Annotated in this window: 11 protein-coding genes and 1 pseudogene; 5 read left to right on the top strand and 7 right to left on the bottom strand. The window is 73.9% G+C overall.

Annotation, left to right across the window (positions count from 1 at the left end; genetic code table 11):
- Positions 1–83: 83 nt before the first annotated feature.
- The 4 genes from UWG_RS0122340 to UWG_RS0122325 form a co-directional block, all read right to left on the bottom strand.
- Positions 84–1,217 (bottom strand): aromatic ring-hydroxylating oxygenase subunit alpha, encoded by a 1,134-nt coding sequence (locus tag UWG_RS0122340; RefSeq protein WP_016909430.1) that lies wholly within the window; start codon positions 1,215–1,217, stop codon positions 84–86.
- Positions 1,214–2,431, bottom strand: coding sequence for an N-methyl-L-tryptophan oxidase (gene solA, locus UWG_RS0122335; protein WP_016909429.1), 1,218 nt, complete (start codon positions 2,429–2,431; stop codon positions 1,214–1,216). The genes UWG_RS0122340 and solA overlap by 4 nt, the downstream gene beginning before the upstream one ends.
- A gap of 55 nt (positions 2,432–2,486) precedes the next feature.
- Complete coding sequence (locus UWG_RS0122330) at positions 2,487–5,000, bottom strand: FAD-dependent oxidoreductase (protein ID WP_016909428.1); 2,514 nt, start codon at positions 4,998–5,000, stop codon at positions 2,487–2,489.
- A 565-nt stretch (positions 5,001–5,565) separates the two neighbouring features.
- Positions 5,566–6,369, bottom strand: coding sequence for an IclR family transcriptional regulator (locus UWG_RS0122325; RefSeq protein WP_016909427.1), 804 nt, complete (start codon positions 6,367–6,369; stop codon positions 5,566–5,568).
- 293 nt (positions 6,370–6,662) lie between these two features.
- Here UWG_RS0122325 and UWG_RS0122320 point away from each other — a divergent pair, with 293 nt between their 5' ends.
- Positions 6,663–6,995, top strand: coding sequence for a bifunctional 3-phenylpropionate/cinnamic acid dioxygenase ferredoxin subunit (locus tag UWG_RS0122320; protein WP_016909426.1), 333 nt, complete (start codon positions 6,663–6,665; stop codon positions 6,993–6,995).
- Complete coding sequence (locus UWG_RS0122315) at positions 6,992–8,176, top strand: NAD(P)/FAD-dependent oxidoreductase (RefSeq protein ID WP_029391679.1); 1,185 nt, start codon at positions 6,992–6,994, stop codon at positions 8,174–8,176. The genes UWG_RS0122320 and UWG_RS0122315 overlap by 4 nt, the downstream gene beginning before the upstream one ends.
- A gap of 41 nt (positions 8,177–8,217) precedes the next feature.
- Here the strand turns inward: UWG_RS0122315 and UWG_RS0122310 are convergent, their stop codons facing one another.
- Complete coding sequence (locus UWG_RS0122310) at positions 8,218–9,408, bottom strand: anhydro-N-acetylmuramic acid kinase (protein WP_029391678.1); 1,191 nt, start codon at positions 9,406–9,408, stop codon at positions 8,218–8,220.
- 46 nt (positions 9,409–9,454) lie between these two features.
- The gene (locus tag UWG_RS0122305; RefSeq protein ID WP_193386472.1) at positions 9,455–10,798 is read right to left on the bottom strand and encodes an MFS transporter; all 1,344 of its coding nucleotides are present in this window, start codon (positions 10,796–10,798) and stop codon (positions 9,455–9,457) included.
- 219 nt (positions 10,799–11,017) lie between these two features.
- On the opposite strand from UWG_RS0122305, the gene UWG_RS0122300 reads away from it, so the two are divergent.
- A complete protein-coding gene (locus UWG_RS0122300) occupies positions 11,018–11,440 on the top strand; it encodes a hypothetical protein (protein WP_016909422.1) in 423 nt (140 codons plus the stop codon).
- Positions 11,441–11,755: 315 nt separating this feature from the next.
- Here the strand turns inward: UWG_RS0122300 and UWG_RS30760 are convergent, their stop codons facing one another.
- On the bottom strand, positions 11,756–12,649 hold the full coding sequence (locus UWG_RS30760) for an SGNH/GDSL hydrolase family protein (protein WP_016909421.1): 894 nt from the start codon (positions 12,647–12,649) through the stop codon (positions 11,756–11,758).
- Positions 12,650–13,024: 375 nt separating this feature from the next.
- On the opposite strand from UWG_RS30760, the gene UWG_RS0122290 reads away from it, so the two are divergent.
- Positions 13,025–13,372 (top strand): putative quinol monooxygenase, encoded by a 348-nt coding sequence (locus tag UWG_RS0122290; protein ID WP_016909420.1) that lies wholly within the window; start codon positions 13,025–13,027, stop codon positions 13,370–13,372.
- Positions 13,369–13,599 (top strand): annotated as a pseudogene (locus UWG_RS30755) (hypothetical protein); the annotation flags it as partial. The gene UWG_RS0122290 and the pseudogene UWG_RS30755, both read left to right, overlap by 4 nt.

Raw genomic sequence — 13,599 nt, 5'->3', positions numbered from 1 at the left:
GCCGCCCCGCAGGCTGCGGCGGGCCGGGTCCGGCCCGCCGCACGTACGACGCGAACGCGGCGGGCGGTGTGACATCCGGGAGGTCAGCCCGCTGCGGCCCGCTCGCCGGCTGCGAGTTCCTCGTCCACCCACGCGTGGAACCCCGCCAGATGGTGCTCGCTCGGCACGAGGACGCCGCCGGCGCGGTAGGCGCGCGAGTCCATCGACGGCTGCGTCCGCTCGCACGCCTCGAAGTCCTGGAGGTTGACCCGGTGGAACAGCTCGACGGAGCGGGAGACGTCGTCGCCGGAGGCGATCACCCGCGGGTCGTAGAGCCAGTCGCACTCGACGAGGGTGCGCGCGGGGGAGAGGGGCACCATGCGGTGCAGCACGACGTGGTCGGGGAGGAGGTTGAGGAAGACCTGCGGGCGCACGGTCGCCGCGTAGTACCTGCGGTCGTGGGAGGCCGGTACCTCGGGGAGCCGTGCGAAGCCCGCGCCGCCGTCGACGGTGAACCCGTCCACCTCGCTCCCGAACTCGGGGCCGTGGCCCACCCAGTACTGCGCCGCGAGGCCGCCCGCGAACTCCGGTAGTACTTCGGTGAGTTCGGGGTGGATCGTCGCGCAGTGGTAGCACTCCATGAAGTTCTCGACGATCAGTTTCCAGTTGGCCGCGACGTCGTAGGAGACGCGTCGGCCGAGTGCCAGCCGTTCGACGCCGTACCGCTCCACCGCCCGCGCGTCCCCGAGCCGTTCGGTGACCTGGGCGCGCACGGTCGCGTCGAAGGACGGCGGCTCCGGTGCGAGGCAGACCCAGGCGTACCCGAGCCACTCGTGCAGTGCGACGCGGTGCAGGCCGTACGCCGTCCGGTCGAGGTCGGGCATGCCGGCGAGGTTGGGCGCCGAGACGAGCCGCCCGTCGAGGCCGTACGTCCAGGCGTGGTAGGGGCACTGGAGCGAACGCCGTACGGCACCGGACTGCGCGGTGCACAGCCGGGCGCCGCGGTGCCGGCAGACGTTGAGGAAGGCGCGCAGAACGCCGTCGCGGTCCCGGACCAACACCACGTTCTCGCGGCCGACTTGGGCCGTCCGGTAGGAGCCGGGCGTGTCGAGGTCCGCGCACCTCGCCGCGCAGAACCAGTGGCGTTCGAGAAGGTGCTGCTGCTCGCGTGCGAACTCAGCCGGGTCGGTGTAGCGGGTCCCCGGCAGCGTGGCCAGGAGGCTGGTTGCGGATGTCATCGGGAGGCTCCTCGGGTGCGGTGGACGCGGTGCTGGGGTGTGGCAGGGGTGGCGGGGGGCGGCGTGTCGGCTTCGGCGAACCGCGTGGGGTCGAAGAGCGCGACGGGATGGCGGGTCGCGCCGTCGAGGAGCAGCTCTGCGGTGATCTCGCCGACGACCGGCGCGAACTTGAAGCCGTGGCCGGAGAATCCGCAGGCGACGACGGTCGTCCCCGGGTGTGCGGGATGGCGTCCCAGGACGAAGTGCTCGTCCGGGGTGGTGGTGTACATGCAGGGGTCGCCGCGGAGGAAGGCGCCGGGGAGCGACGGGAGGCGCGGTGCGAGGTGGCGGGCGAGGGCCCGCGTCTCGGAGGGATGGACGCTGCGGTCGAGGTGCTCGGGGTCGCAGTCGGTGCCGTTGCGGAAGAACGCCGCCTTGACGCCGCCCTCGGGCCCGTCGAGGGCGGGGAACCCGTAGACCTGCACGCCCCGCCCGTCCTCCCAGATGTAGACCGGGTGCCGCTCGGGCCCGAACGGGACCGTGCCGCCGTCCGGTCGGAACCACTGCTGCACGTGCCGCTCGACGGCGAACGGTACGCCGAGGCCGTCGAGGAGCCGGGGAGCCCACGCGCCGGGGCAGATCGCGAGCTGCGCCGCGGTGTGCGCACCACGGGCGGTCTCCACGCGCACTCCCCGGCCTCCCGGCAACTCTTCCCATGCGAACGCCGGCTCGTGGAACCGCAGTTCGGCGCCCGACCTCGCGGCGAGGGCGAGCTGCGCCGCGACGGTCGCCTCGGGGCGTACGGCGCCCGCGCGCGGCTCCCAGACGGCGACCTCGTCCTCGCCCGGGGCGAACGTCGGGTGCCTGCGCCGGAGTCGGGAGGCGTCGAGAAGCTCGTGCGGGAGCCCCCAGCGGCGTGCCGAGTCCAGACTCCCCGCGACGGTACGGCTCCCGGCAGGGCCGATCATCAACCCGCCGCACCGGGTGAGCAGCGCACGGCCGCTCTCCTCTTCCAGTTCGCCGAAGAGCTCGTACGAGCGCAGCAGGAGCGGCACGTACGCGGGGTCCTCGAAGTACGCCTGGCGGATGATCCGCGAGCCGCCGTGGCTGGAGCCGCGGTCGTGCGCGGGGCCGTGGCGCTCGAGGCCGAGAACGGTGGCGCCCCGTGCGGCGAGACGGTGGGCGGCGGCGCTGCCCATCGCGCCGAGCCCGAGGACGATGACGTCTGCATCCATGGTGTGACTCCTGGGGTGCGAATCGGCTGCTGTCCGGCGGTACTTGGACCGCCCGTCACCCGGGCGCGCCGCTCGTCGCCGGGGTGTCGGCGAGCGACGCGATGCCGGAAGCGCCGGCGGGGCGTCCCGGTTCCGCGAGTACGGTGGCGGCGAGCCGTTCGCCGAAGTACTCGACGTCGACGGGGGTTTCGGGCACGGCGGCTCGCGCCGGCAGCCAGGCGAAGGCGAGGCAGCGGCCGGCCGCGGGGGCGAACGCGGCGCCGGTGACATGCCCGGCCGGGGCGCCCGCGACCCGCACCGGTTCACCGCCGAGCACCGCCGCGTCGGGGTCGTCGAGCGCCAGCCGGACGAGCCGGCGTCGCGGCGGTGCGGCACCGTCCAGCGCCGCCAGCCCCGTGAACCCGGTGTGCCCCGGGTCGACGGCCCGGTCGAGGCCGGCCTCCGACGGCAGGCACTCGGCGCTCAACTCCCGACCCCATTCCGGGACTCCGGCTTCCAACCGCAGCGTTCCCAGAGCCGCGACGCCCGCCGGGACGAGGCCGAGCCCCCTGCCCGCCGCACGCAGCGTGTCCCACAGCGCCGGCCCGAGATCGGCGTCGGTGTGCAGTTCCCAGCCGGGCTCGCCGAACTCTTCGGAGCGCACGGCGGTCACCGGGACCCGCCCGATCCAGACGAGGCGCACGTCAGCGGCCCGGTCGCCTGCGCGGCGGACGGTACCGGCCGAGCGCAGCACCTCCCCGGCGCGCGGCCCCCACAGGCCGAGCCGGCAGCACCCGCCTGTCATCTCTGCCACGTGGGTGCCCGGCTCCGCGCCACGGGAGAGGAGTTCGGCGATGCCGGGCGCGCGCGTCGTGAGGAGCCAGCGTTGCGGGGCCACCTCCGCCAGGTGGGCGTCGCCGCGGATGCCCGCGGCCTCGTCGAGGAAGAGCGCGCGGACGCTCCCGCCCGGGGTGTCGGGGAGCCTTCGCGTCAGGGAGCGCTCGAGGAGGGGCACGGCGCCGGGGCCGGTGACCTCGATCCGCCTGCGCCAGCTCAGGTCGAAGAGTCCCGCTGCGGTGCGTACGGTGTTGGCTTCGGCGCTGATCGCGGGGGAGCGGTGCCGCCCGGCCCAGGTGGTGTCTTCGTCGCGCGGTGCGTTGACCGCGTACCACCGCGGGGTCCGGCGGCCGTCCGACTCGCCCATGTCGGCGCCGAGTTCGAGGTGGCGGGCGTGGCAGGGAGAGGTGTGCGGCGAGTGGCGGTCCGGCGGTGTCTCGGGATGGCGGACGGCGTAGACGTCGCGGAACTCGTCCACGGCGCGCTCGCGGACGAGCGCGGGGGACAGCTCGCCTGCCGCGAACCGTGCGGGATCGCATTCGTGCAGGTCGAGCGAGGAGCGGCCGTCGACGAGCGCCTCGGCGACCGCCCGCGCGGCGCCCGCCGAGTGGGTCACCCAGACCGCCTCGGCGAGCCAGCAGCCGCGCACCCCCGGGGCCTCCCCGAGGAGCGGCATACCGTCGGGGGTGAAGGAGAGGATTCCGTCGATGCCGTGCCGCGGTTCCACCCCTTCGAGGACCGGCAGCAGCTTGGCGCTCTCCCGCATGGACGGAGCGAAAAGGCCCCGGGTGAACGGGAGTTGGGAGGGATTCGGCGTCGTCTCGGAGTGCGCGGGGGGAGCCTGCGGGTCCACGGGGAGCGGGCGGTGGGCGTAGCTGCCGATGCCCAGCGCCCCCTCGGCGAGGTGCTCGCGGAAGTAGAGGGAATAATCCTGGTGGCGCAGGATCGGCCGGGACGCCTCCGCGAACACGGCGCTGCCATCCGCCCGTCGGGCGAGGGCAGGGAGGGCGGGAGTGCGCGCGTACTGGTGCGCCATCGGAAGCAGCGGCACCTCGACCCCGGCGAGCGCCCCGAGTTGGACCCCCCACAGGCCGGCTGCGCAGACGAGCACGTCGCACGGAAGGTGCCCCTGCTCCGTCGCGACGCCCGTGACGGCTCCGGCGGTCCGCTCGACGCCGACGACGGCGCACCGCTCCAGCAGCCTGGCACCGCGGGCCTCCGCCCTGGCGAGCTGCGCCCGGCATGCGGGCACCGCGCGCGCGAGGCCGTCCTGCGGAGTGTGGAGGCCGCCGAGCACCGCCGCGGTGTCGAGGAGCGGCCACAGCTCGGCGCAGCGTTCGGGCGAGACGACTTCGGCCCTCACCCCCCACGAGGCCGCGAGGCCGGCCCGCCGGTGCAGTTCCGCCAACCGCTCATGGGACGTGGCGAGTTCGAGGCCGCCGACGTCGAGGAAGCAGCTACGGCCGCCGTCGACGAGTCCTCGGAACTTGGCGACCGTGTAGGCGGCGAAGGCGGTCATCGTCCGCGAGGGATGGGTCTGGAAGACCAGGCCGGGGGCGTGCGAGCTGGAGCCGCCGGTGGCGGGGAGCGGACCGCGGTCGACGACGGTGACGTCGAGCACGCCGCGCGCCGTGAGCTCGTCGGCGAGCGCCGAACCGACCACTCCGGCGCCGACGATCACCACGCGGGGGCCGCCGTCCGAGCGCCTTCCGGGCGGCGTGGGCGGTTGGTTCGGGTGCGGGAGAGACGACATGCCGCGGCTCCTTCCTTGCGGCGGGCGGTGGGTGCGCGGCACGGCGTACGTGCGGCGCCGCGGGGCAGCAGGCGTTCCGGGCACCGGAAGGTCCAACTATCCCGTGATATTTCGGTGTGGAATGCCGGCGCCGAAGGGCCGCAGCGGCGAGGCCGCATGCGGGCGCACGGTGCACGGTGTGGGGTGCGGGGGTTACCGGCGGCCTGACGCGGCCGGGCACCCGCGGTTCTCGAAAGGCCGGAACCGGCGAGGCGGTCCGGCGGGGGAGGGGACACCTCCGGCCCTGCGCGGGGACACGGCGGGACGGAGCGGGCGAGGCGTGCTGTGCCGAGGACGGCAGCGGCCGGGGGCGTACCCGTGCCCGCACCGCACTCGCAGCCTCGCGACTGTTGCGTCTTACACGACTGGTTGCGCTATGGGAAACATCTTGGGAAAGCCGCTCGCCCAGCGTCAAGAGGTCTCGACGAGCGCGGCATCCGGCGCGGGGCGCAAGGGGGCGCACCCCGCGCACGGGGCGGCGCGGGGCGTCAACCGGCGGTAAAAACCGAGGCGTTGACCAGTGGCGCTAGAACGCGTACCCCATGCGGCGGGAGAGGTCCTGAGCCGCCGCCATCGTCCGCTTCGCGACCTCCGGCAGCCGTCCCTCACCGCCGAGGCGGTACGAGGGCCCGGAGACGCTGATGGCGCCGATGACTTTGCCGTCGTGCGCCCGTACGGGGGCGGCGACGGCGTGGAGGCCGATCTCCAACTCGTCGGTGGCGACGGCGTATCCGTTCCGCACCGTGGTCCGCAGTTCTTCGCGGAGGTCGGCGGGGGAGGTGAGGGTGTACTCGGTGAGACGGGGCAGTCCGCGCGAGAGGACGCTCTCCTGGACGGACCTCGGCTCGTGGGCCAGCAGCGTCTTGCCGCTCGACGTGGCGTGGAGGGGCGTCCGGCGCCCGAGCCAGTTCTGCGCCGTCACGGAGGAAGACCCCCGCGCCTGCATGATGTTGACCGCCGCGTCGTCGTCGAGGATGGCGATGTTCGCCGTCTCGCCGGCCTCCTCGGCGAGATCGCGGCAGACCGGGGCGCCCTCCTGGGAGACGTCGAGGCGTGCGGCGGCGGCACCGGCGAGCCTCAACACCCCTGAGCCGAGGTAGTACTTGCCGCGGTCCTGCTCCTGCGCGACGAGGCCGCGTGCCTCCAGCACGCCGAGCAGCCGGAAGGCCGTCGACTTGTGCACCCCCAACTCCTCGGCTATTTCCGTCACACCGACTTCCCCGTGCCGCGCCAGTATCTCCAGCACGCTCACGGCGCGGTCGACGGACTGCACGGAGCCGGCGCCTCCCCTGGTCCTCCCCGAGGTCTGCGCCTCCGTCTTCTCGCTCATCCCATCTCCTTGCGTTCTCCCAGGCCAGGGCCTGGGGGAGGGTGCGTCCACGGTCCGGCGGCGCCGTGCTGGCGACGGTCCCGCGACGGCGTGCGTGCGGTACCAACCCGGCGGCCGTACCCGCGCGTTCCGCCGTCGGTTTGCCCAACCCCGCTCCTCTGTGGGGCGGTTGGGGCGACCGTCGGAAAAGAGTCCTTGACGTACGGGCCCCGCGGCTTGGATTCTGTTGCGCATGGCGCGGCATCGTGCGTCATACGAAACGTGCCTCGCAGCCAAGAGCACGAGGGGGACCCGTGATTCCCGTCTGCCGTATCGAGGACCTGCCCCTCGGCGGGTCCGTCCGTCTCGACCTCGACCCTCCCATCACCGTCTTCCACGCCGACGGCGGCCTCTATGCCGTCGACGACACCTGCACCCACCAAGACGCCTCGCTCTCCGACGGTTGGCTGGAGGGCTGTCTGATCGAATGCCCGTTGCACGCGGCTTCATTCGACCTGCGCACCGGAGAGCCGCAGTGCCTGCCCGCGCGACGCCCCCTGCGCACACACCGGGTGAGCGTCGACGACGGTACGGTCTGGCTCACGCCCGCGGAGGAGCCCGCGCGCGAGAAGGGGGATGCGGCATGAGAACCGTTACCGTAGTGGGAGCCTCGCTCGCCGGCCTCCACGCCGCCAGGGCGCTCCGCTCGCAGGGGTTCGAGGGACACTTGCGCATCGTCGGCGCCGAGCACCATCTGCCGTACGACCGCCCGCCGTTGACGAAGGGCTACCTCACCGGCGCGGTGACGGCCGAGCATCTCGCGCTCACCGACGCGCAGGACGAGGCCGAACTCCAGCCGGAGTGGCTCCTCGGCGCGCGGGCCACGGCCCTCGATCTCGGCGAGCGCTCCGTCGTCCTGGCGGACGGCCGCCGCCTGCGCTCGGACGGTGTCGTCCTCGCCACGGGCGCGGCGGCGGTACCGCTGCGCGGCACGCAGTTCCTCGGGGTGCACACCCTGCGCACGCTGGAGGACGCCGCCTCGCTCCGCGCCGAACTGCGGGAGGGGCAGGCCCGTGTCGTCGTGGTGGGCGCGGGGTTCATCGGCGCCGAGGTCGCCTCCTCGTGCGCCTCGCTCGGGCACCGCGTCACCGTCGTCGAAGCGGGCGCCCATCCGCTCGCCTCCCAACTCGGCGAGGAGATAGGCGCGTTGTGCGCAGGGCTCCACGCCGACCACGGGGTGACGCTCGTCTCGGGTGTGGGCGTCGCGGAGCTGCACGGCAAGGACGGCGCGGGCTCCTCGGCGGGGCAGCGCGTCTCGTGGGTCGAGTTGACGGACGGGCGGCAGCTGCCGGCCGACATCGTCGTCGTCGGCATCGGGGCGCGCCCGGCCACCGCCTGGCTCCTCGACAGCGGCCTCCCCCTCTCCGACGGAGTGGTCTGCGATGCGGGGGGTGTCACCGAGGTACCGCAGGTGGTGGCGGTCGGCGACGTCGCCCGCTCGGCGGGTCGGCGCGAGGAGCACTGGACCCATGCGATGGCGCAGCCGGCCGTGGCCGTGCGCAACCTCCTCGCGGGTACCACCGTCGCCGGTTACGAGACACCGCCGTACTTCTGGTCCGACCAGTACGGCGCCCGTATCCAGTTCGCCGGCCGGCGCCATGCAGGCGACACCGTCCGTCTCGTCGAGGGCTCCCCGAGCGACCGCAGCTTCGCCGCCGTCTACGAGCACGAGGGGGTGCGGACAGCGGCCGTCGCCATGAACCGCCCCCGGCCGTTCGCCCACCTCCGCAGGGAGCTGGGGCGCCCGGCAGGCACGGTGCCGGCATGAGCCTCGGCAAGCAGAGGCGGACAAAGGCGGATCGGGGAGAATCACTCCGTGGGCTGCTCGATGACGAGCCGTGTCGGCGCCGCGGCCGGAGGCGGCAGCCGGAACCCGTCGCGGCCCGGGGTGAGTGAGCCGAGGAGGCTGGGGTGGCGCGCGCCAGTGAGCGTCGGCGCCGTCGCCGCCAGCCCGTGCACCGTCAGCCAGCCGAGGACGGCGAACGCGTACGCCTCCTTGTCGTCCACCGGCATCCCCAGCTCCTCCGAGGCGTGCAGCGGCGTACGTCCCAACTCCTCGGCGAGCGCCGCCATGAGGGTCGGGTTGCGGGTGCCTCCGCCCGAGGCGAGCACCTCCGTCGCGCCGGCCGTGCGCACCGCGTCGGCCGCAGTGCGGGCGGTGAGCCGCGTGACGGTCGCGACGAGGTCCTCCGCCGGAAGGCCCCCGGTGCCGGACTTGGTCAACGCCCGCCGCAGGTAGGCGAGATGGAAGTGCTCGCGGCCCGTCGTCTTCGGTGCGGGCAGCGCGTAGTAAGGGTCGTCGAGCAGGTGCCGGAGGAGGCCGGGGTGGACGGTGCCACGCGCGGCGAGCGCGCCGTCCTCGTCGCACTCGCGGGCGCCTGAGGTGAGTTGGCGCACGGCTGCGTCGATCAAGGCGTTGCCGGGGCCCGTGTCGAAGGCCGAAGGCGGCTGCTCCGGTGAACTGCGCGGGACAAGCGTCGCGTTGGCGATGCCCCCGATGTTGAGCGCGGCCGGCGCGCCTTCGCGTCCGTGGAGCCAGAGCACGTCGAAGAGGCCCACGAGCGGTGCGCCCTGGCCGCCCGCGGCGATGTCGCGCGGACGCAGGTCGGAGACGACGGGCAGCCCCGTCGCCTCCGCGATCCACGCCGGTTGCCCCAACTGCAGTGTGCCCAGGGCACGTTCGCCATGGGTCCAGTGGTAGACGGTCTGCCCGTGCGAGACGGCGAGCTCTGCGCGGCCTCCGCACAGCTCGCGGTCGGCGCGCGCGGCGACGTCGGCGAAAGCGCGGCCGATCTCCGTGTCGAGCGCGCAGACCTCGGCGAGAGTGGTGCCGCCCGGCGGCAGGCACGCGTCGAGGGAGCGCCGCAGCCTCGGCGGGTACGGCGACGAGAGCGAGCCGAGCGGCCGCAGGCGCAGCGTGCCCTGCTCCGTTTCGAGGTCGGCAGCGGCCGCGTCCACGGCGTCGCAGGACGTCCCCGACATCAGCCCGATCACTCGCACGTCGCCCTCCCGGTTCCTCGACAACATCCCTTGTGCGCCGTGCCGTTCACAGTTCCCCGAGCGCCTGCCGGTGCCGCGCCCCGCGCGTCCCGGCGAGCGCGAGCGCACTCACCGCGCAGGTGGCGGCCGCGTAGTAGCCGGGGACGTCCGCGTTCCCCGTGTGCTCGATCACCTCGGTGATGATCAGCCCCGCACTGCCGGAGAAGACGGCGTTGGAGAGCGCGTACGCCAACCCGAGACCGGTGTAGCGGACGCCGGTGGGAAACATCTCGGCGAGCATCGCGGGCCCGGGGCCCGCCATGAGGCCGACGACGGCGCCCGCGGCGAAGAGGGCCCCGGACTGGAGCACGGTCGAAGCCTCCGGATCCTGGAGGAGGTCGAGCAGCGGCAGCGCGAGGACCACGACGGCTGCCGCGCCGGTCAGCATCACGGGACGGCGTCCGATCCGGTCGCTGACGATCCCCGCGGGCAGGATCGCCGCGGCGAAGCCGAGGTTGGCCACCACCGTTGCGAGCAGTGCCTGTTGGAAGCCGGCGTCGAGCTGGCTCTCCAGGTACGCGGGGAGCACCACGAGGAAGGTGTAGCCGGCCGCCGACCATCCCATCAGCCTGGCCGCGCCGAGCGCGATGGCCTTCGCCGTCGCGGCCGCCCCCGGCGTGCGCGGGGCCGCGCCGCGCTGGGCGGGGACTGCGGACGGTCGCCCCTCCCGCGAGGCCCGCCGGAAGGACGGCGACTCCTCGAGCCGGAGCCGCAACCGGAGCGCGACGAGCCCGAGCGGCAGGGCGAGCAGGAAGGGCAACCGCCAGGCCCAGTCGGCGAGTTGCTCCTCGCCGACGACGGCGCCGAGAAGAGCGGCGACGCCGGCGCCCGCGAGCAGCCCGAGCGCCACGGTGAACGACTGCCACGCGCCGTACCTTCCCCGCTTCCCCTGCGGCGCGGACTCCGTCATGAGCGCGACGGCTCCGCCGAACTCGCCGCCCGCTGAGATCCCTTGGAGCACCCGTACCAGGGTGAGCAGCCAGGGCGCCGCGGCGCCGAGCACGGCGTGTCCGGGGAGCAGTCCGATCGCGGTGGTGGCCGCCGTCATCAGCGAGACGACGAGGATCAGCGTGGGCCGGCGGCCGATCCGGTCGCCGAGCCGCCCGAAGAGCGCGGCCCCCACGGGGCGGAAGAAGAAGGCGAGGGCGAACGAGGCGTACGTCTTGATCAGCGCCTCGGCCTCGCTGCCGCCCTCCGGGGTGAAGAACTGCGCGGCGATGATCGTCGCGAAGAAGCCGTAGACGGAGAACTCGTACCACTCGAGGAAGTTGCCGACGGAGCCGGCCACCAGCGCCCGCCGAGAAGTTGACGGTTCATCGGGTTCTTGCGCGGTCGACTCCGTCGCGGTCACGTCGGCTTCCTCCGGGGTCAGCGCTGGCGGCCACGCGAGCGTCCAGCGGGTGCGTCCGGTTGTCAACGAGGTGTTCTCGGCGCACGGATGGTCGACGCGCGCGTCGCCGTGTCTCGCGCTTCCGCGGCGGCAACTGTCTTAGTATCCCGTCAAAAGTCACCTCTGTCCCTTTTTGGGATGTCTGACAAGCCACGAACTCAAGGAGAGGAGGAGACGCGCATGTCGCTCGTCTCTCGTCACCCAAGGATCGTCGCGGGGGTCGGTGCCGTGCTGCTCACCGGCTCGCTCGCCGGCGCCGGCTCCGCTCAGGCGGCACCGCAGGACCCGTCGACCATCTCCGACTCGAAGGCGCCCACCGCGGCCCCGGGCAAGCCGTACGTCACGGTCACCGCGAGCCGCCTGTACCGGCGCATGTACCCGAGCACCGACTCCACCCGCAAGGGCGGCTACAACCGCGGTGCGAAGGTCGGCGTCGACTGCAAGGTCAACGCGCAGAACGTCCAGGGCAACACCATCTGGTACAAGATCCGCGGCGAGGAGCGCTGGCTGAGCGCCCGCTGGGCGAAGAACACCGGCTCCGTGCGGCTGTGCAAGCAGGTCTTCCGCTCGGCCGAGTCGCCCGTTCCGGGGGCCGTCGGCTGACGGAGGAGTGAGAGCCAGGGCCGGCTCCACGACGGAGGCCCTTCCCCGCGCAGCCGGGGAAGGGCCTCCGTCGTGCGCGCTCAGTCAGGAGCTTCTCCTCGAGCGTCTCGGCCGTCGCCGCGTCGAGCCCGAGCCCCTTCTCGACGTACGCGTAGCGCTCGGCGTCGGTCGTCGCGGGGGAGTCGGCGAACGACGGCGGCGCCGTGACCGCGGCTCCGGTGAGCAGCAGCACCGAGAGAGCGGCGGCGGATACGCGTCGGGGATCACGTGCGGGCTCCTCCTGTGGAGCCTCCGCGCGGGAGGCGTGCGGGTCGGCTATCGGGCGTCCGGGAGCTGCTCGTTGATGATCCGGGCGTAGTTCTCCTCGCCCCTGCGGTTGGGGTGGAGCGGGGCCGCGAGGTCGGTCGGCACGAACCCCTCGACCCACTTCTCCTTCGGCGCCGCGCAGGCGTCGTGCCCGCGCGAGGGCGTGTAGAGGTCGACGTACCGGGCGCCGTGCGCGGCGGACTGCTCGGCGACGACCTTGTTGAGGTGGTTGACGCCGCCCTGGAGCCAGTCGGCGTCCGAGGGCAGCACGGGGACGGCCGGGTAGCAGCCGCCCGGCTTGACGTAGTCGCCGTATCCGGTGACCACCACGCGTGCCTGCGGGGCGCGTTCGGCGATTCCGTCGAGGACGTCGCCGAGCTTCGGGCCGAACTCCTCGATCCGCTGCGCGACGGTGTCGACGCCGCCCTCGGTGTACTCGTCCTGGCAGCGCGCACCGCCGGGGTCGAGTCGGACGCAGTCCTGCGCGACGCCGACGAGGCCGGCGTCGTTGCCGCCGACGGTGAGCGTGACGAGGGTGGTGTCGGCGCGCACGGCGTCGAGCTGGGGCGGCACCTCCCCGGCGGGGACGCCCGCGAGGGAGAGCTGCTGCGGCTCCGTCATGTGCTGGGACTTGGCGCCGCTGCACGTGACGTCGCGGTACTCGTCGACGCCGAGCGCCTTCGCCAGTTCGTGGCCGTAGTTGTGCGTGGAGCGGCCGCAGGCGAGCGGACCGGTGATGTCGGGGATGAGCGGGCCCGACGCCATCGAGTCGCCGAGCGCCACATAGACCTCGGGTGCGCTCTCGGCGTACGCGGGCGCGGTGCCCGCGGCGCCGAGGAGGCCGAGCGCGGCGAGCGCGCCGGCTGCGAGTCTCCGTCCGTCGCTTCGCCGGTCCTTCTGCATCTGCGGCTCCTCCGTCCGTCGGCCCGCGGGAGGCGGGCGTCTGGCATGTCCATGTACGTCTCGGAACGTTCAGCATGCTCAGGGCGCACCCGCTGCGGGAACTGGCCCGCGGGGCAGACTTCGGACGCCGTCGTTGTGGTCCGTCACAACAGGGAGGGGTCCGGAAGGGCGGCCGATGCCGGGTCCGAAGGTGCGGTCGACCGCCCGCGCCGACTCCCGTGCAGGCAGCGGGAGTTGATCCGACCGCCCGCGCCGTCCGGCGGCGGGCGCGGGTGTGCCCGCCGTCCGACGGGCAGCGCGGCGTCACGCACCGGCGGGCGGTGTGCCAGGATCGTCCGCGGGCAATCGAAGACCAGCGCGAACCGCGGAGGAGTCATGAGCGAGCCCGGAGGCCGGAAAGGGCCGCATCCGGAGGGAGGCGTCGCCTACCTCGTGAGGTTCCGCGCACAGCGGGGCAGCGGGGGCGCGCTCGCGGAGCTGCTCCTCGCCGCGGCGGACTCCATGGGCACGGTGCCGGGGTGCCTGCTCTACGCGGTCAACTCGGCGGCCGACGACGCGGACACGCTCTGGGTGACCGAGGTCTGGCGGAGCGCGGCGGACCACGCGGCCTCCCTGGAGGCCGACGGCGCACGGGAGCTGATCGGCCGCGCCGTCCCCCTCCTCGACGGCGCCCCGGAGCGCACCGACCTCGTGCCGCTCGGCGGTTGGGGCCTGCGCGCATGAACCACGAGGAGAGCGGGGCGCAGGCCACGCGGCCGCCCTTCGGTGAGGCGTACGCGCGCGAGATCCTCTCCGCGGCAGGCGAACGAGGCGCGGAAGCCGAACTGCTCTCGCTCGGCGAGAACGCCGTCTTCGCACTGCCGGCCCGGGACGACCGCACCGCGGGCCACGGCACCGTCGTCCGTATCGGCCGCGGGCCCCGCCTCGCCGAGCGCGCCGCGCACGAACTG

The sequence above is a fragment of the Streptomyces xiaopingdaonensis genome, from assembly GCF_000262345.1.
Classification (GTDB): domain Bacteria; phylum Actinomycetota; class Actinomycetes; order Streptomycetales; family Streptomycetaceae; genus Streptomyces; species Streptomyces xiaopingdaonensis.
This window is presented reverse-complemented; position numbering and strand designations above follow the sequence as displayed.